The organism is Duganella sp. P38 (assembly GCF_050859475.1).
In the GTDB taxonomy this organism is placed as follows: domain Bacteria; phylum Pseudomonadota; class Gammaproteobacteria; order Burkholderiales; family Burkholderiaceae_D; genus Rugamonas.
The window spans coordinates 2,978,838-2,997,205 of record NZ_CP193936.1 but is presented as its reverse complement, the minus strand read 5'-3'; the positions used below and the strand labels follow the sequence as shown (position 1 = coordinate 2,997,205).

The window sequence follows — 18,368 nt, the reverse complement described above, 5'->3', positions numbered from 1 at the left end:
GAAACACCCAACCTTGCCCTATAAAAATGCCGCGCCTGGCGGCCGGTGGCTGGCAAACGCTGAATGCCCTACAATCTCGGGATGACTGAAATTACCCTCGCACTCCCCTTTGCGCTGCCGCCACCGGAGCTGGCCCCGGACCTGGTCCGCGCCCTGCAGGCGCCCGCGCTGGCCGCCCTGCTGGCCCGTAACAGCAACTCCCGCTATGACGTTTTCGACAACGACAGCCGGGTACTGCCGCATGAAGCATGGCTGGCGCACCAGCTTGGCCTGTCCGGCGCCCCGGACGGCGCGGCCACCGGCGCGCCGCTGGCCACCGCCTGCATGCGCGGCTGCGGCCTGGGCGCGCAAGCCGCGCAAGGCCACTGGTTCCTGCTGCAACCGGCGCACGTGCAAATCTCGCGCACCCACATGCTGCTGACGGAGTTGCGCTCGCTCCAGGTTAGCGAGGCCGATTCGCGCGGCCTGTACGAGATCGCCCGGCCGTATTTCGAGGACGCCGGCAAGACGCTGCTGCACGGCGCGCCCGGGCTGTGGTTCATGCGCGCCGACGACTGGGGCGGCCTGAACACCGCCTCGCCGGACGTCACCACCACCCAGAGCATGACGGACTGGCTGCCCGAGGGCGAGCACGCGCGCGATTTCCGCCGCCTGCAAAACGAGGTGCAGATGCTGTGGCATGAACATCCGGTCAACCAGGCCCGCCAGGCTCGCGGCCTGCAGCCGATCAACTCCTGCTGGCTGTGGGGCGGCGCCGGGCCGGCCGCACCGGCCGCCAGCGTGGCGATCGGCGACGGCACGCCATGGATGAACGCGCTGGCGGCATCGACCCAGCCGACGGCGCAGCAACTGATCGCCCAGCCGGGCACGCTGATGCTGGCCGGGCTGATCGCCCCCGCCCAGGCCGGCGACTGGGCCGACTGGCTGGCGCGCATGCAGCAGCTGGAGCAGCAGTGGTTCGCGCCGCTGCTGGCGGCGCTCAAGGACGGCCGCATCGGCGGCGTCAGGCTGGTGCTGAGCCACCGCTATGGCAGCACCACCGTCGCCAGCAGCAAGCTGGCGCAATACCAATTCTGGCGCAAGCCGACCCTGAATTCCCTGTTGAAGCAACCATGACACGCATCAGTACCCGCACCATCCCGTTCCGCGAATCCGAAATGCTGCGCCAGAACGGCGTCCACCCCGTGCTGGCGCGGCTGTACGCGGCGCGCGGCCTCACCGACGTCAAGGAACTGTCGAGCGAGCTGGCGGCGATGATTCCGCCGTCCGGCCTGCTGCACATCGATGCCGCCGCCGTGTTCCTGGCCGATGCGATCGCCGCCCGCAAGCGCATGGTCATCGTCGCCGACTACGACTGCGACGGCGCCACCGCCTGCGCGGTGGCGCTGCGCGGCCTGCGCGCCATGGGCGCGGAGATCGACTTCATCGTCCCCAACCGCTTCGAGTACGGTTACGGCCTGACGCCCGAAATCGTCGCGCTGACGGCGCGTGAAAAGCAGCCGGACATCATTATCACTGTCGACAACGGCATCGCCAGCATCGACGGCGTGGCCGAGGCCAACCGGCGCGGCATCGAGGTGGTGGTGACCGACCACCACTTGCCGGCCGAGACCCTGCCCGCCGCCCGCGTCATTGTCAACCCGAACCAGCCGCAATGCGGCTTCCCGAGCAAGCATATCGCCGGCGTCGGCGTGATGTTCTACGTGCTGCTGGCCCTGCGCGCCGAGCTGCGCAAACGCGGCGTGTTCGACGCCCAGACGCAACCGAAGCTGGACAACCTGCTGGACCTGGTGGCGCTGGGCACCGTGGCCGACGTGGTCAAGCTGGACGCCAACAACCGCATCCTGGTGGCGCAAGGCCTGAAGCGCATGCGCGCCGGCCGCATGCACGCCGGCGTGGCCGCGCTGTTCCGCGTGGCCGGCCGCGAGGTGCGCAGCGCCAATCCGTTCGACCTCGGTTTCGCCGTCGGCCCGCGCCTGAACGCCGCCGGCCGGCTGGAGGACATGTCGCTGGGCATCGAATGCCTGATCACCGACGACGAGGGCCGCGCCTGGGAACTGGCGCAGCAGCTGAACGACATCAACCTCGCCCGCCGCGAGATCGAGGCCGATATGCAGGGCACGGCCATGGTGCAGCTGGAAAGCTTCGATCCGGCCGAGCGCAGCACCATCTGCGTGTTTGACGACACCTGGCACCAGGGCGTGATCGGCATCGTCGCCTCGCGCCTGAAGGAAAAATTTTACCGCCCGACCATCACCTTCGCGCCCGGCGCCGATGGCTGGATCAAGGGTTCCGGCCGTTCGATTCCGGGGTTCCACCTACGCGACGCGCTCGATCTGGTGTATAAAAAAGCGCCGTCGCTGATCGACAAGTTCGGCGGCCACGCCATGGCGGCCGGCCTGACGCTGCGCGCCGAGGCGTTTGACGCCTTCGCCGAGGCGTTCGAGGAGGTCGGCCGCTCGTGGCTCAGCAAGCAGCAGCTGGAACGGGTGATCGAAACCGACGGCCCGCTGGAAGACGCTTATTACACCACCTCGTTCATCGAGCTGATGGCCGGCCAGGTGTGGGGCCAGGGCTTCGCGCCGCCGGTGTTCTGCGACGATTTCCGCGTGGTCAGCCAGCGGATTCTGAAAGAGCGCCACCTGAAGCTGCTGCTGGAAAAGAACGGCGCCCGCTACGACGCCATCTGGTTCGGCCACACCGACGCCCTCGGCGAGCGCGCCCGCGTGGCGTTCCGGCTGGACGCCAACGAGTACAACGGCGTAACAAAAGTGCAACTACTGGTGGAGCACGCCGAAGCGGCATAAGCAACACGCAATCCGGAAACGGATTGCATTCCATCCGAAAAAGGAGTATAACAAGTTCATTACCGGAGGATTTATGCTCAATTACGCCTACCCCCGCAGCCGTTTCGAGCCGACCGTCTTGGTGGACCTGAACGCCAAGACCGAGCGCGAACGGCTGTCGAAGTCCGCCCTGAAGGGCTTTTTCAAACTGGTCGCCACCTGGAAGGTGCGCGACGAGGACGCGCGCCAGCTGCTTGGCGGCCTGTCCAACAGCGCCTACTACGACTGGAAGAAAAACCCCGAACGCACGCTGGAAGTCGATTGCATCACCCGCATCTCCTACCTGCTGGGCATCTACAAGGCGCTGCACATCATCTACGGCGACAAGCTCGCCGACGAATGGATCAGCCTGCCCAACAACAACCAGATCTTCGAGGGCCGCACGCCGCTTGCGTACATGCTGGGCGGCGGCCTGCTCGCCATGCAAACCGTGCGCCAGTTGCTCGACGCCCGCCGCGGAGGGCTGTAAGTGCCGGTCAGCCTCGTTCCGCCCTTAACCGCGCTGCGCCAGTTCGACACCTGCCGTTTGCTGCCCTCCCGCTTTGCGGACGTGGAGGATTCCGTACTCGCGCCGCTGGCCGAGAACGACGACCACCTGCGCGATCTGTTCGAGCTCGATAACGCCACCAACGCCCGCCTGCGCACGCAGAACGGCGGCGCGGCCGGCATCAATGTCGATGAACTGGTGTTCGGCGTGCCGAACTTCCGCATCGTCAACGCCGCCTTCACCTACGCCCATCCGCAGGGCAGCCGCTTCAACGACGGCCGCCGTGGCGCGTGGTACTGCGCCTTTGACGCCGAGACGGCGCTGGCCGAAGTCAGCTTCCACAAGGCCGTCGAGTACGCGGAGATCAACCGCTTCGACGACAGCGTGCAGTATCAGTGCATGCTGGCCGATTTCACCGCCACCTTCCACGACATCCGCAACCAGCCGCGCTATGCCGCCTGCCTGGCGCCGGACAGCTATATCGAATCGCAAACGCTGGCGGAACGCCTGCTCGAAGGCGGCTCGCTGGGCGTAATCTACCCGAGCGTGCGGCGCGATGGCGGCATCAACCTGGCCTGCTTCCGCCCCGCCGTGGTGGCCAATGTTCGCAAAGGCCCGGCCTATCGGTTAACATGGCAAGGTAGTCCCGTACCGAAGATAGAAATTATTTAATATGCAAACCAAACCAGAAAAAGACCTCGAACTCCGCGACAAAGTGAATCGTGAAACGGCGCGCCTGCCGTGGACCGAGCTGCTCAAGCATTTCGCCCAGGGGAACGTGGTATGGGTCGCCAGCTCGCTCGACCTGGTCGATGTGGCCGTGCGCATCTCGCATGACGACAAGGCCAATATCAGCCAGTGGATGGCGTCGGGCCTGATCGCCAAGGTCAGCGACGCCCAGGCGCAGGCCTGGCTGGAAACCAACGCCGAGCTGTGGGCCAGCGTGGTCAGCCCGTTTATCCTGGTACAGGAGCAGAAGGCCCTGAACTAGGGAACAGATAGCCGCAGCCCGGGTCCGCCGGGTCGCGCGCCAGGATGCGGTCGTACAGGCCGAGATTCTTGTTCATCGCACGCTCCACATCTTCCGGCAGCAGCAGGCCGGCGGCGACCCGGCGTTGCGCCGCTGCCCGCACTGCCGCCGCATACGCGTCGCGCGTCGGATAGCGCGACTCCAGGCTCGGGCGCGGATCGCCCGCCGCCATGCGCTCGGCTTCCGTGCGCGCGAATGGCACGAAGCTGCCATCGAAACGCGAGGTCGCCCAGGCAAAGCCGGTTTCCGGCGCGCGCAGGTTCCAGCCGGTGTGGGTGCCGAGCGGCGCCTGCAACTCCACCAGGCGCACGCCTCCCCTGTCGTTGCCATCGGCGTCCGGCGTCGGCACGCGCGTTTCGTAATCGTCGCCGCGCCGGGGCGGCGCCGTGTCGGCGATGCCTTGGGCGGCGAAGCGGCGGCCGAAGTCCAGGCGCGGCTCGCGCAGATTCTGCTCCGGCGGCGTGATACCCAGCCCTTTCGGGAAGATCGCGCGGTAGTCCGCCACCGTCGTCAGCGTGCCATCGGCCAGGCTCGGATAGGCGCTGGCGGGCGGCTGCCTGCCGTTGACGGTCCACTCATCCAGCGCCACGATCAGCGCCCGCATCGGCAGGTAATGGTCGCTGGTCGAGACGCAGGCGGTGAACGGCGCGCGCTTGTTCGAGCGGCCGACGTAGTGCTGCGCGCCCATGAAGCCATAGAGGCGCACATTGTCGGCCGGCGCCACATCGCGCTCGCCATCCGGCGTGGTGGCGATCAGCGAGGCGCCACGGTTCCAGAATTCGGTGGAGGTGTTCGCGTAAATCAGCTTGGGCAGCTTGCCCTGCTTGTCGCGCGCTTTGTCCAGCGTGGACGCGGTCCTGCCGCTGACCGGATCGCGTGTCGCGGTGCTGGTAAACGGGAAGGTGTCGGCCGGATACTCATGCTCCTCCATCATCGACGGATGGCGCGTCGGTTGCGCGAAGCGGCTGTTGAAGCCCGCCGAACCGCCGGCGCCCGGCACCTGCAAATACGCGCCGTTGAAAACCAGCTTGCCGCCTTCGTCGACGTTCAGGCCATCGTGCATCATGCGGCCGATCAAACGGCCGGACTGGCTGATGCCAAACATCAGTACATTGCGCGGCGCCGGTGCGCCTTCGAACGGATGGTCGCGGAAGTAGGACAGCAGGTCGCGGATGCCGGCCAGGCCGGCCCCGGTGACGTATGGGTCTTGGGCGACATAGCTAATTTCGTAGATCGTATCCGGCTGGAAGCCGCCTTCCAGCCACACGCGGCCAGGGCCGCCCTTCAGCTCCGGCGCCACGAACTTCCAGGCGCTGCGCGCAATCGGCCTGCGTCGATCGCCCGGCCGTGCGCGCTGCGTCAGCTGCGCGCGCGGATCGTTGGGCGTGGCCGGTTCGTAGGTGAGGCCGCGCATGCCGGCGTAGCTGACCGTATCGATCGGCGCGTTGACGGTGAACTCGTTGTACACCCTGCCCTTGACGCCCTTGGCCACCGGCGGCGCGAACACCAGCGGGCGCGCCGGCGGCGCGCCGGCGGCGGCCACAGTTGGCGCCACGTCCCAGGTCCAGGCCGAGAACAGCAGCGAGAAGCCGTGCCGCATCAGGAATCCGTCGCCCGCGTCGGCGGCGGTGGCCGGATCGTTGCGCGCCGGGCCACGGCCGTTGACCTGGCCGAGGATGGCGATGTTGCCGCGATTGTTCACGTCATACAGCAACGTGGTCGGCTGGGCGCCCGCAGGCCGCAGCAGCACGAATTCGCTGGAGAACAGCACGCGGCCCTTCCTGTCGCGCTGCGCGCGCTTCAGGTCGACGATGGACGCGTTGGCGGCGGCCTTCGGGTCAAGCGCGTAGTAGGCGACGCCGCGTATCTTTTCATACGCGCCGTATTCGCCAAAGGTGACGCCGGGCGCGAACGGCACGCGCTCCGTCACCTCGACGCGTTCGACGGCCGCTTGCGCGCCGGCGGCCATGGCGGCAACGGCCAACGCCATCAGGGTGCGCTTCATGCCGCGCTCCCGCAGACATCGACCCACTGTCCCCCGGTCAGCGTCGCCATCAGCGCTGGCGTAATGCGCATCGCGCTGTTCACCGAGCCGGCGGCAGGCAGCACTTCGTCATAGTCGTTGAGTGTGCGGTCGAGATAAACCGGCAGCGGCTGCGGCAGGCCGAAAGGACAAACGCCACCGACCGGATGGCTGGTCAGCGCCACCACCTCGTCGGCGGACAGCATCTTGCCCTTGCCGAAGGCTTCCTTGAATTTGCGGTTGTCGACACGCGCGGTGCCGCTGGCCACGACCAGGATCACGCGTTGGTCGCCAACGCGGAACGCCAGCGTCTTGGCGATGCGCCCTGGCTCGACGCCATGCGCTTGCGCGGCCAGTGCCACCGTCGCGGTGCTGGCTTCTGTTTCAATGATGGGGATCTGGATGTCGCGGGACTGGAAGAAGGCGCGGACCGATTGCAGGCTCATGGAAAATATGCTGGACAGTGTGGACTATCCAGCATATTAGCAAAGCGGCTTAGTTGGCAAGCAGCAGGCTTGCGAGGCTTAGTTGGCAAGCAGCAGGCTTGCGATGACGCCGGTGGTGATGGCTACCAGCACGTAATCGCTGCCGGTTTGCACCCAGTGGTAACCGCGCGGCGGCGCGCTCAGACGGTGCGCGCGCCAGTCGTTCACCACATACTGGCGGTGGCGGTATTCGGGCGGCAGGCGGCCGCCCTTGTACAGATCGTGGCGCGGGCCGGCGCCGCGGTGGTCACGGCGGCCGTCGCGACGGTCGTCATGGCGATAGTCGTTACGGTCGTTGCGGCGCTCGTCGTGGCGGCTGAAATCGGGGCCATCGCGGCGGTCATTATCGTGACGTTGCGCCGAAGCCGCGCCAGTCACGCCAACCATGGCTGCCAGCACGGCAGCGGTAATCAGTTTGCGGTTCATATCGAACTCCTTTGTAAAGTGCTTCGATGGCTACAGAATACCTCCATACCGGATATGGTTCTGTACGCCAACGAACATTACTCAGGTTGGCGTATCGACATCATCCCATTCCCGATCCTCGAAGCGCACCAACCAGTTCAGCGCGTAATGACGCTCCTGCAGCACGCCGTCGTTCAGGCCCACGGGCACCGGCGTTTTCTTCAGGATAGCCTGACGGCTGGCCCAGTGCAGGCGGTAGTGCAGGTCCAGCGCATCCAGAATCTCGCCCGGCGTGCGCGCGGTCAGCTGCTTGCGCAGGCCTTCGGTGCCGCGCTCGATCACCTTGCCGGAAATCGACGACACGTCGCAGATCGCATCCGGGAACGGCAGTTCCGCTTGCAGGCCCAGCGCCCATTGCAGCACCAGAATCGCCTCGTAGCGCCACAGGAACTGGGTGATCTCCTGCCGGGTCGGCGTTTCCTGCGCCAGGAAGGCGCGTTCGGCGTCGCTCAGGTTGGCGAAGGCCGGCGGGAAGCGCTGCTGCAGATCGGCCACCGGAATCGGCTTCTCGCCAGTGAGCGACTCGGCGCGGATCGCAACCACAAACAGCGCCAGCATGCGGCGCAGGATATCTTCCGGCGCGCGCAGGCGCAGCTCAGGCTCGGACACCAGTGGCGGCAGGCTGGCCGGCACGTCGATCTGGCGTTCGGCCAGCAAGGCATCGGTGCGCGCCTTGCGCTCCCACGCTTGCGGCGGATACGGAATCACCGCCTCCGGATCGCCGTCTTCGCCGGACACCGCCAGCAGCACGCGGCCTTGCGGATCGCGCACGCTGCCATCCTGCATGAAGATCAGCGCATTGGCGGCGGCGGCCCACGCGCGGAAAGCGTCCAGGTCGGCCGCATCCACGGCAAAGCTCAGGTGCTGCTGCGTGCGCTGCAGGTGGCGGATCACGTGATAGCGGGTGCGCGTCATCTGGCCATCATTTTGCTCGGCCAGATAGTGCATGAAGCCATTCAGGTGCGGCCCCATTTCCGGATCGGACAGGTCGCGCCGGCCGTTCAGCACATGCGGAAAGGACGGCTTGGGCGCGTCGGCTACGGTGCTGTAGGCGTTGAGCAGAATGTGGTTACTGATGTCTTTCGGGGAAAACAGCTGCTTGAGTCGATTTAACATAGTCTCTTCATTGTTTTAACGCATATCCAGCGGGCGGCGGCGGCGCGGCGGCGGGAATGCACGGTCCAGTGCGGCCAGGTCGTCGGCTGAAAGCACGATGCCGGCCGCGGCGCGGTTGGCGCGCAAGTGTACAGGATCGACCGCCTTGGGGATAGCAATCACGCCATCCTGGTGCAGCACCCAGGCCAGCGCGATCTGCGCCGGCGTGGCCTCGTGCGCCTCGGCGACGGCCCTCAGGCCGGGATGCTCCAGCAGCGCCGCCTGTTCGCGGCCGGCGGTTTCCAGCGGCGAGTAGGCCATGACCGGCATCTGCCGCTGCCTTGCCCACGGCAGCAGATCGAACTCGATGCCGCGTTTCATCAGGTTGTACAAGACTTGATTGGTGGCGGGCGCGCCGTAGGCCAGCGCCTCATCCATATTCTCCAGATCGAAGTTGCTAACGCCGTAAGCCTTGATCTTGCCTGCCTGCTTGAGCGCTTCGAAAGCGTCGAAGGTTTCGGCCAGCGGATGGTGGCCTTGCCAGTGCAGCAGGTACAGATCGATGGAATCGATTTTCAAGCGGCGCAAACTGCGCTCGCACGCCTGCTGCGCGCCCTCGAAGCTGGCGTTATGCGGATAGACTTTGCTGACGATGAACGCCTCGTCGCGCCGGCCGGCGATTGCCTCGCCAACCACCTCCTCCGCCCCGCCCTCGCCGTACATCTCGGCGGTATCGATCAGCGTCATGCCCAAATCGAGGCCCAGCCGCAACGCCCGCACCTCGTCCTGCCTGCGCGCCGCATGCTCACCCATATTCCAGGTTCCCTGTCCAAGCGCTGGCACTTGCGGGCCACCGGGGAAGCTTACTGTTTTCATCAACGCCACCTAATATTCGTAATTGACACTGAAACCGGCAGTGCTGCGCGCGGTCTTGAAGGTCCTGGGCTTGTGGACCGGCCGGCCAACAAACAGATCGACATAGGCGCGGCCCAGCCTTCCCCGCCAGCCTAGCGCAGTGCCGGCCAGCGTGTCGCCCGCCAGTTGCAGCTGGTCGCTGTCGACCCTGGCATAGTCGAGCGCAAGGTAAAGCTGATGCCTGTCGCTGAGGTTCCAATTCAATTCGTTGCGCAGCAGCCAGCCGTTATCGCCGGACAGGCTCGACTCGCCATCGAAGCCACGCACGGTATAGCGTCCGCCAACGAAGAAGCGGTCCTGAAACAGCAAAGGCGACGGGCTCCACTGCCGGCGCCAGTCGCCCTGATAGCCCAGGTCGGCGCGACCGAGCTGCAACGGCACATTCAGCGAAATCTCCGCGTTGACGATAGTGGGCCGCGACGAGCCTTCGCCATATTCCTCTTCCGGCGCCGGCCGCGTACCGAACAGCCGGTTGCCGCGCTTGTAGGCGATGCTGCCATCGAGCGTGCTAGCGCCGATAAACTCCTTGTGCGCCAGGCTCAACTCGAAGCCGCCCATGCGGCGACGTTCGAATTCCATCTCGCTGTCATCGACAAACGTGTTGGCGCTGCGCTGAAACAGGCGCAGCGCCGCCGTGGTTTTGCGTACGCCATCGCGGTAAATCACGCGTGCCGCCTTGGCATCGAGCTTGCGCCCCGTGCCGCTGTAAACGAAGGACTGGAACGCCCCCGCGACCGTCTGGAAATAGCGGTAGCGGCTGGCGTTGAACGACAACAGCCAGTAACCGGCCGGCACCGAGTAATGGAAGGCGTAGTGACGGGTGCCACGCTCGGCGCGCGTGCCGCCGTCGGCGAACTCGCGGTTGGCGCTGAAATACATGAGTTCATTCCACCCCAGCACATTATCCAGGAACACCGTCGCGCCGCCCTGGTACTTGCCGGTCGCCTTGAAGCCGCCGTCGTCGGCGGAAAGACTCACATGCACGGGAGCAGACTGGCGCCAGTGGATCAGCAGGTCGCTCTCCTCCGGCTGGTCGGCTGGGACAATATCGATCAGGGCATCGGCGCCGGGGATGCGGCGCAGATTTTCCAGCGCCTGCTCGATATCGGTCAAATTCAAAATATCGCCCGGCCGCGACGGCACAGCGTTGCGCCATGCCTGGCTTTCCGGCCCAGACGCCGCCAGAAAGCGCACCGCGCGAATGCGTCCCGTAACGAGCGTCAGCTGCAAGCTGTCACCCGAGATGGCGTGCTGGCCGATATGCACGCGGGTGGTCACATAGCCCGCCTCGGCCAGCGCAGCGTGTATCCGGTCGACAATCGCCTCGATGCCGATGGCGCCGAGACAGCGGCCTTTCGCATCATCGGCGGCATTCAGCGCCCAGGAAAAATCGGCGGCATCGGCGCCGGTCAGCGTGATGTGGTTGATGGGAATGCAGGGCGACTCATTGTCCGGATAATCGGTGGACGTGACGCCAGGCGCGCGCGGCAGACGGACATCGGGAAGATGTTCCTCGATTTGCTGGGCCTGAACCTGCTCGCGCTGCTGCTGACGCCGCAACTGCTGGCCCGTGAGCTGGGTGATGGACTGCGCCGATGCGAGCACGGAGGACAGGCATCCCAAGCCAAGCACACAGCCAACCAACAAGTATCGCGACCCCACTCCCGCGCCCCTAGAATACTATCAGCTGGCGATTATATACGGATTCCGAGCCCCGACTAAGCTGCAACAACGACAGCCAACAGAATCCAGCAATTGCTATGTCGTGCCCTCAAGAAGCACATCCTTTGCCAACGCCAGCACCGATTCAAACTCTGAATCACCCCGGAAATTTAGGAGGCCGATTGGTGTGAGTCAGGCGAAATAACCTGCTCGGAAAGTTGTCGGTAGTAGTTTGCCTCAGCTTCGGCCGGCGGTATATAGCCAAGCGGTTTGAGCAACCGATGATGATTGAACCAGGTCACCCACTCTAGCGTCGCCAGCTCGACGGCCGCGCGCGTCTTCCAGGGAGCACGGCGATGTATCAGTTCTGCCTTGTACAGCCCGTTAATGGTCTCGGCCAACGCATTATCATAACTGTCGCCCTGACTTCCCACAGAAGGCTCAACTCCAGCTTCTGCCAGGCGCTCACTGTAGCGAATGGAGACGTATTGCGAGCCCCTGTCGCTATGATGAATCAAGGCGTCATCACGTTCTGGTTGGCGTGCGTACAGCGCCTGTTCCAAGGCATCCAGAACGAAGTCGGTGCGCATGGAGCTGCTGACGCGCCAGCCCACGATACGCCGGGCAAAGACATCAATCACAAAGGCCACATAGACAAAGCCTTGCCAAGTCGAGACGTAGGTGAAGTCGGACACCCACAGTTGATTGGGTCGTTGTGCCTTGAACTGGCGGTTGACCCGGTCCAGCGGGCAAGGTGCGGCCGCATTGCCGATCGTGGTCTTCACGACCTTGCCCCGCATCACGCCGCGCAGGCCGGCGCGGCGCATCAAGCGCTCAACGGTGCAGCGGGCAACTTCGGTGCCTTCGCGCCGCAGTTGGCGCCAGACCTTTTCGGCACCATAGACCTGCATGTTGGCTTGCCAGACGCGTTCAATTTGAGAGGCCAGCACCTCGTCACTCTTCGCACGATTGCTGCGCAAAGCGGGATTGCACCGCTGCGCGGCGTAACGCCAGTAGCCGGACGGGGCGACTTGCAGGACTTTGCAAATCGACTCGACCCCATACGCTTGGCGGTGCTGGTCGATGAACTGTCTCACGATTTGAAGCGACGGTCGAGCTCCGCCTGGGCGAAAAACGCGCTCGCCAGACGCAGGATTTCATTCGCCTTGCGTAGCTCCTTGTTCTCGCGCTCCAGCGCCTTGAGGCGCTCGCTTTCGGCCGTTGTGGTGCCTTCACGCTGGCCCGTGTCACGCTCACGCTGGCGCACCCAACGGCGCAGAGTTTCGGAGGTACAGCCTATCTTGGCTGCGATGGACGTGATGGCCGCCCACTGCGACTCGTACTCGCTGCCGGCCTCTTGGACCATGCGCACGGCGCGCTCCATCACTTCGGGGGAATATCGGACTGATTTTTTCATGGTGGCTCCATTTTCTCAAATGTTGGAGCCTCCTTCAAACCCGGGGCGATTCAATGCGTAGTAATCTGAGCCGCCAGGTAGGGCTCCACTCAAAAGGTTCACACTTCCTTCAACAACGTTGACCCCGGTATTCCAAACAGCCTTCCCAGTATCCAAGGACGCGCTCGGTGCTCCCTGTGGATCAAGTCCACTTCCACTGATTGCCGAATCTATTCGAAGATTATTTCATCGAGAATAGCCTGCAGTTTTATTGGATCAGCAGCTCCGCCAAAATAGTATTCGCTGCCTCCATCCATTTCAAACTCTTTCGCCGAGGCTTTCCAGTACAGGACGTAATAATGGTCATCAAACACATCTTCTAGTGCCCCTGCATCGTCATAGTTAGAGATACGAATATACGGCCCGTATTTTTCGTGGACATGAACGATAACCCTATCGCCGGTTTTTGAGTCGATCATATTTAATCCTTACCGCCTAATGGCTAATGCTGTTGAACCAATCAAGCTCTTCTTTGGTCGGAGCACGCTTTGTGCCTTGCTTATTCAGAGCATCCTCAAACTTAATAGGACGAGTTCCACCGGGCACATACGGGTTCAACTCCGTCTGTTTCACCCGCGTTGCTGTCATGTCAAATTCAGTGCCGTCTCTATATTTGATGTTCACACCTGGCTCTCCGGCTTCTCCGCCAAGCCGAGTCGTGTTCTTTGTTGTCCGAGTAGTGATCGTTCCAATCTCGTGTCCAGCCGCCGCCGCTTCATTGGCTGCGAGCGCGCTCTCAGCACCTGACGCCGCATCTTTTGTGAAGAATGCCGTAATCCGTGCCCACAGAGATGGTGCAGCCCGTACGATACCTACACCGCCCTCCGCCGCCAGAATTACATTGACGCCGATGGTAATCGCCTCCCCCTCTTTAGGGATGGCGTCTTTTGCTCCTGGAATGTTCGAACGACTCGCAGCAGCAACCGTTTGAGCAACGGTAACGTTATTAGTATTGTTTGCCGATACAGAACTTATTCTCGCATCGTAATACGAGACGCTATTTCTCGCATCGAACAATCCTCCACCACCAACATTCTGGTTGCCAGCAGCCAGCGCAATTTTTGTTAAGAACGCGGCCGCACTAGGATTATTGGGGATATCCGCTGACCCGCGGTCAACCTGCCTCAATGCTTGCGCCCTCAACTGAGCGATCGCTGCTTCTATTTTAATACCATTCTGCTTCGCATACTCCGCCGCGTTATCGGAGATTAACTTCTCTTCAATGGTGTGCAGTTGCCTGTTGTTGACCTCGCCATCCTGCGCCGAGGATGCGCCGCTAACTGCGCCCTCGCCACCACCGGCCAGCGCTCCCGGCCCGGCGCCTGCAATCGTGCTCACCCACTGCTGCAAATCAGGCGGCAAATCTTTGCTCAGGTCCTTCAGCGCCTCGCTGCTACCAGCACCGAGCGCGGCAGCGCTGATGTTGCCGCCCGAGAGGCCAGCCTGCATACCGCCTGCCAGTGCATGCAGCAGGGTTTTGTTGACGCTGCCCTCTTTCCAGTTTTCGTAGTCTGCCTGAACCTGCGGATCAGATAACGTGGCATTTGCCGTAGCGGCCAATTCGCTGGCAATAGCCCGGGTGAAACCGCTCGATTCCATCGCACTGAGAGTTGCGCGCTCGCTCTGGCTCAGGGTGCCGTCGCTTTCCTTGTCTTTGAGTTCCTGATAAGCCTGCGCATTGGACAACTGCAACGATGCGTTGTCGTAGGCCTTGGTGTACTGCTGGGCGATGTCGCCCACCGCACGGAAGGCTTGTTCGCCGAAGACCTTGCCCAGTTCCTGCTGCTCTTCCACTTTCTTCTGATCGAAGATTTTTTCGATGCTGCCATTGGCGCCGCTGGTGTCGCGATTCAATCCGGCGACACTGTCACTGCCTGTGACAGCATCAGCCTTGACAATAATCGTACCTTCGCCAATCGCCGACTTGGTGGTGCCGCTGGCGCTGCCGCTGGATGCCCCCACCGACGGCGGCCGCATGCCTCCGCTGGTCGAGGCGGACAAGCCAACCGTCACGGCCTTGTATTCCGCTTTGTTCTCGATGTCGCTGGTAGTGAGCGTCTGCGTCGTAAGCAAGTTATTCGCTGCCGGCGCGGCGCTGGCGATGACGGCGCCGTTAAGGCCCGTGTTTGCGCCCACGGTGATGCCAATGCCGGCAGTCCAACCGCCACTCTTGTTGTCGCTAACGGTGTCGCTGACCGATTCGGCACTCTTGAGCACAATATCATTGGCCGCTACCAAGGCTACATCCTGAGGCGCAAGCCCAACTCGGCAAAGCAATTGGCAACCCCGCCTTCTCGGTCGAGGACTTTTCGACGCTGCAAAAAAACCGGCGCCACTGGGCGCCGGCTTTGCTGGATTTGGCGGACGATCAGGGCAGCTTGTTCAGCGTGGCGGTGGCGTCGATCAGGCCGAAGCCGTCGTACACGCTCCACACTTTGGACGCTGGCGTGCCGGCCGGCGAATATGGCGGCACGCGGGCTGGCGCGGAAGTTTGCAGCAGGCTCTTGATTTGCTTCGGCGTCAGCTTGCCCGGACCGCCGGCCTTTTGCAGCAGCAGCGCCGCTACGCCGGCGGCGTGCGGTGCGGCCGCGCTGGTGCCGAAGAAGTTCGGCCGTCCGTTGCCTTCGAAGTCCTGGCCGGGGAAGAAGAAGGTGGTGTCGCCGCCATCCGGTGCGGCCAGGTCCGGCTTTTTGCGCACTTCCGCCACCGGCAGGCGCTTGCCGTCGGCGTCCAGCGCGATGACCACCGGGCCTGGGCTGCTGAACGGTTCCAGCACCGGCTTGTACGGCGATACCTGCGTGGCCGGATAGGTGTAGCGATACGCCGCCACGCTGTTGGCGTTGGCCGCGGCGCTGTGGCCGAACGTGGTCGGGCTGGTGTTGACGGCGAACGGTCCGCCATCAAAGCCGCCGAAGTTGGCCAGTCGCACGCGGGTGGCGCTGTGCGCGCCGACGCTGGTACGGCCGATCATGATGCGCAGTGAACTCAAGCTGTCGCCGCCGGACAGGCTGATGTATTCCATGCCGTTGTCGGTGGCGATGTTGTTGCTGGCAAAGGTGAACACGCAATTGCCCGCGTCGTCAAAGAAATACAGATTGAGGTCGGTGCTGACGGCGCCGGCATAGAATGGATCGTCCCATTGCAGCAGCATGCGCGAGCCGGATGGCGTGTAGTTGACGCGTTTGACGTAGTTGGCGCCGCCGAAGTCCAGCCAGCCGCCACCGACATTGGCCTTGCTGGAGCCGCTGGCCGGCGAGCTGCTGCAAGTGCGGGTCGACTGCAGGTTGATATTGCCGATGCCCGCCGGCGCGGTGGAGAAACTGGCTTGCGGTATGTCGATGGCGCCACCGCCGCCGGCCGCGCCCTGGTTGCCGGCCGACGAGAAGTAGCTGACCTGCTTGCCCGGCAACGTGGTGCTGGTGACGACGTCGTTGACCGCTTGCGCTACCTGCCCGTCTGAAAAGAACGGTTCGTCGAAGTAGAAGACGTCGTCAACGATGATATCGGCGCGGCAGTTGGCGTGGGTCCGCAGCGTGCGGATGTTGTCGGCGAAAGCCGCCTCGCCGGCGAAGGCGGTGGCGAAGCACTGATCGGCTTGCGGGGCAACGTCCTGCACGATCTGCATCATCGCGCGGCCCTCGTCGGTGTTGCCGGAATCGACCAGGTCGATCACGAATTTGGGCGGGCGCAGGTCGCCGCTGGCGATGTCGTTGGCCGCGCGGATGGTGGTGAAGCTGGCCGGCGAGCCGTTATACGAATCGGACAGCACGCCAACGGTGATGCCATAGCCGGTGACGCCGGCGGCGTTGGCGACGTCCGAGCGCAGCACCTTGGTGCCCTGCGAGGTGGTGACGCCGACGTTGCGCTTCGGCCGCAGCGACAGCTTCATCACGCGCAGGCCGGTGGTGCCGGCCAGGCCTTCGATCTGGTTCGGCGGCACGTAGGCCGATACCGCGCCGTGGCGGAACGCGGCGTTGACGCCGGTGACATTGGCGCCGACCGCCTTCAGGTTGCCGACCACCGTGTCCAGCGAGCTGCTGCCGTCCAGATAGATGTCCACCAGCACCCGGCCGCTGCTGTCGGTCAGGCCTTCATGGGTGGATTTCAGGCCGCCGGCGACGGCCTGACGGGCGGCTGCGGGAGCTTTCAGCTTGTCGACCAGGTCGGACAAGCCGGCATCGAGTTTGGCATGCTGGGCTTGCGCCAGACCTGTGGCGCCTGCCAATAACAGCGCCATTAATGGAGCGATACGCGTGATTTTCATGGATTTTTTCTAGATTGACGTTGAACGGATCAGACCTGCGCGCGGCGGCGGCGCGCCACCGCGCCCGCCAGCCCCAAGCCGGCCAGCAGCATCGAGACGTTGGTTGGCTCCGGCACGGCGCTGACGTTGGCGTAGGCGCCCTGCAGCACCAGTTCATAGTCGCCGCTTTCGCTGCTGACGCTCTGCCAGCCGCTCAGCGCGCCGGCGCCGCCAGCCCCGACCGCCGGCACTTGCGCTGCGGCGCCGAACAGATCGCCGAAGATCGCGCCGCCGGCGCTGACCGGGGTATAGCCGGTGCCGGCCACGGCGAGGTAGTAATAGCCGCTGGCAGCCACCGATTTGAAGATGGTGGATTGCGGGCCGACGTTTGGATCGTCGTCATTGGCCACCACGCCGTGACCGGTGCTGTCGAACAGGAATAGCGCGCTGTCGAAGTTATTGGTATTCCAGGCCGACGCGGTGGTCGTGGCGCTGAAGGTGCTGCCGGCGTACAGGTAAACGCGGAACAGATCGGCGTAATCCCCGGCGGCAGCGCCCAGCAGCGATCCGGTGATGGTGTAAATGGCGCTGCTGCCAGTGAAGGACTGGGCCGAACCCAGCAACGGCCCGGCGTCACCGAGTTCGGTCACCGGGCCGGCGTGCGCGGCGCCGGTTGCGAGCGTCATGAGGGCGGCGCCAGCCAGCGCACGCAACGATTGCTTGAAGTGAAGCGGTTTAATCATCGTTAGTCCTAGAATAAGTATGCATCACACTGGAAATAATGTCAGTTATGCAAACAAATTCTATACTGAACCACAACGAAAATTAAATGTTATTTAGGAATATTTATTTTGTGGCAAAATCGCAGATTACGTGCATTGCATGTTGACAGGCTCTTCCGTTTGTGGGCAGGCACGCCGCTGCGGCTAGTGGCCGCCGCCCAGATAGGCGGCGATAACTTTCGGGTCGGTTTTCAGGCTTTGCGCCGGGCCGTGGACGGAGATGCTGCCGTTTTCCAGCACATAGCCGTAGTCGGCCACGTTCAGCGCGGCGGCGGCAAACTGCTCCACCAACAGCATCGTCACGCCTTCGGACTTCAGGCGCTGGATGATGCGGAACACTTCTTCCACCAGGATGGGCGCCAGCCCCATTGAAGGCTCGTCCAGCAGCACTACTTCCGGATTGAGCATCACCGCGCGCGCCATCGCCAGCATCTGCTGCTCGCCGCCGGAAAGCGTGCCGGCCAGCTGGTGCTGGCGCTCCTTCAGGCGCGGGAACAGTTCCAGCGCTTTTTCCAGATCGTGCTTGATGTCGCCCTTGGGACGCGCACGGGTGAAGCGCGGGAAGGCGCCCAGCAGCAGGTTGTCGGTGACGCTCATCGAGGCGAATACGCGCCGTCCTTCCGGCGAGTGCGCCAGCCCGGCGCGGGCGATCTTGTGCGAGTCGCTGCCGGTGATGTCTTTGCCGTCCAGCGTGACCTTGCCGCCTTTGGGCTTGATCATGCCGGAGATGGCGCGCATGGTGGTGGTTTTGCCGGCGCCATTGGAGCCGATCAGCGTCACCAGCTTCCCTTTCGGCACATCCAGCGAAATGCCGTGCAGGACTTCGACTTTGCCGTAGGCCGCGTGCAGATTGGAGATCGAGAGCATGGGGTATCCTTC

General features: G+C 63.7%; 17 protein-coding genes and 1 other annotated feature. Of the genes, 5 read left to right on the top strand and 12 right to left on the bottom strand.

Annotated elements, in window-relative coordinates:
• The first annotated feature begins 81 nt into the window (after positions 1-81).
• The 5 genes from ACRQ5J_RS13920 to ACRQ5J_RS13900 all read left to right on the top strand — a co-directional run bounded on the left by ACRQ5J_RS13920 (position 82) and on the right by ACRQ5J_RS13900 (position 4,324).
• Positions 82-1,116 (top strand): hypothetical protein, encoded by a 1,035-nt coding sequence (locus tag ACRQ5J_RS13920; RefSeq protein WP_432377505.1) that lies wholly within the window; start codon positions 82-84, stop codon positions 1,114-1,116.
• Positions 1,113-2,807, top strand: a complete 1,695-nt coding sequence (recJ, locus tag ACRQ5J_RS13915) for a single-stranded-DNA-specific exonuclease RecJ (RefSeq protein ID WP_432377504.1) — start codon at positions 1,113-1,115, stop codon at positions 2,805-2,807. The genes ACRQ5J_RS13920 and recJ overlap by 4 nt, the downstream gene beginning before the upstream one ends.
• 73 nt (positions 2,808-2,880) lie before the next feature.
• Positions 2,881-3,315, top strand: a complete 435-nt coding sequence (locus tag ACRQ5J_RS13910) for an antitoxin Xre/MbcA/ParS toxin-binding domain-containing protein (protein WP_432377503.1) — start codon at positions 2,881-2,883, stop codon at positions 3,313-3,315.
• Positions 3,316-4,005 carry an RES family NAD+ phosphorylase gene (locus ACRQ5J_RS13905; RefSeq protein ID WP_432377502.1) on the top strand — a complete coding sequence of 230 codons (690 nt, stop codon included), beginning with the start codon at positions 3,316-3,318 and terminating at the stop codon, positions 4,003-4,005.
• 1 nt (position 4,006) lies between these two features.
• On the top strand, positions 4,007-4,324 hold the full coding sequence (locus ACRQ5J_RS13900) for a DUF2288 domain-containing protein (RefSeq protein WP_432377501.1): 318 nt from the start codon (positions 4,007-4,009) through the stop codon (positions 4,322-4,324).
• On the opposite strand, the gene ACRQ5J_RS13895 is transcribed toward ACRQ5J_RS13900, so the two are convergent.
• The 12 genes from ACRQ5J_RS13895 to ACRQ5J_RS13840 form a co-directional block, all read right to left on the bottom strand.
• The gene (locus tag ACRQ5J_RS13895; protein WP_432377500.1) at positions 4,290-6,368 is read right to left on the bottom strand and encodes an alpha/beta hydrolase domain-containing protein; all 2,079 of its coding nucleotides are present in this window, start codon (positions 6,366-6,368) and stop codon (positions 4,290-4,292) included. The genes ACRQ5J_RS13900 and ACRQ5J_RS13895 overlap by 35 nt on opposite strands.
• Positions 6,365-6,832 (bottom strand): YbaK/EbsC family protein, encoded by a 468-nt coding sequence (locus ACRQ5J_RS13890; RefSeq protein ID WP_432377499.1) that lies wholly within the window; start codon positions 6,830-6,832, stop codon positions 6,365-6,367. Before ACRQ5J_RS13890 ends, ACRQ5J_RS13895 begins: the two co-directional genes overlap by 4 nt.
• 78 nt (positions 6,833-6,910) lie before the next feature.
• Positions 6,911-7,297 carry an RcnB family protein gene (locus ACRQ5J_RS13885; protein ID WP_432377498.1) on the bottom strand — a complete coding sequence of 129 codons (387 nt, stop codon included), beginning with the start codon at positions 7,295-7,297 and terminating at the stop codon, positions 6,911-6,913.
• Between the two features lie 81 nt (positions 7,298-7,378).
• The gene (locus tag ACRQ5J_RS13880) at positions 7,379-8,452 is read right to left on the bottom strand and encodes a DUF4272 domain-containing protein (RefSeq protein WP_432377497.1); all 1,074 of its coding nucleotides are present in this window, start codon (positions 8,450-8,452) and stop codon (positions 7,379-7,381) included.
• 15 nt (positions 8,453-8,467) lie between these two features.
• Positions 8,468-9,307 (bottom strand): aldo/keto reductase, encoded by an 840-nt coding sequence (locus ACRQ5J_RS13875; RefSeq protein WP_432377496.1) that lies wholly within the window; start codon positions 9,305-9,307, stop codon positions 8,468-8,470.
• A gap of 9 nt (positions 9,308-9,316) precedes the next feature.
• Positions 9,317-10,993 (bottom strand): ShlB/FhaC/HecB family hemolysin secretion/activation protein, encoded by a 1,677-nt coding sequence (locus ACRQ5J_RS13870; protein WP_432377495.1) that lies wholly within the window; start codon positions 10,991-10,993, stop codon positions 9,317-9,319.
• Between the two features lie 185 nt (positions 10,994-11,178).
• Positions 11,179-12,425 (bottom strand): IS3 family transposase gene (locus ACRQ5J_RS13865; RefSeq protein WP_432377494.1). Its coding sequence is split into 2 segments (ribosomal slippage): positions 11,179-12,137 and positions 12,137-12,425, totalling 1,248 coding nucleotides; the frame shifts between segments, so codons are not numbered across the junction.
• Positions 12,031-12,147 (bottom strand) — a sequence feature (AL1L pseudoknot). Its footprint overlaps the gene before it by 117 nt.
• 209 nt (positions 12,426-12,634) lie before the next feature.
• Positions 12,635-12,883: a hypothetical protein gene (locus tag ACRQ5J_RS13860; protein WP_432377493.1), complete on the bottom strand. Its 249-nt coding sequence runs from the start codon at positions 12,881-12,883 to the stop codon at positions 12,635-12,637.
• Positions 12,884-12,899: 16 nt separating this feature from the next.
• On the bottom strand, positions 12,900-14,702 hold the full coding sequence (locus tag ACRQ5J_RS13855; RefSeq protein WP_432377492.1) for a hypothetical protein: 1,803 nt from the start codon (positions 14,700-14,702) through the stop codon (positions 12,900-12,902).
• Positions 14,703-14,832: 130 nt separating this feature from the next.
• The gene (locus ACRQ5J_RS13850; RefSeq protein ID WP_432377491.1) at positions 14,833-16,728 is read right to left on the bottom strand and encodes a S8 family serine peptidase; all 1,896 of its coding nucleotides are present in this window, start codon (positions 16,726-16,728) and stop codon (positions 14,833-14,835) included.
• A gap of 29 nt (positions 16,729-16,757) precedes the next feature.
• A complete protein-coding gene (locus ACRQ5J_RS13845) occupies positions 16,758-17,450 on the bottom strand; it encodes a PEP-CTERM sorting domain-containing protein (protein WP_432377490.1) in 693 nt (230 codons plus the stop codon).
• A 183-nt stretch (positions 17,451-17,633) separates the two neighbouring features.
• Entirely contained in the window at positions 17,634-18,356 is a 723-nt protein-coding gene (locus ACRQ5J_RS13840) for an ABC transporter ATP-binding protein (RefSeq protein WP_432377489.1), read from the bottom strand.
• Positions 18,357-18,368 lie beyond the last annotated feature (12 nt).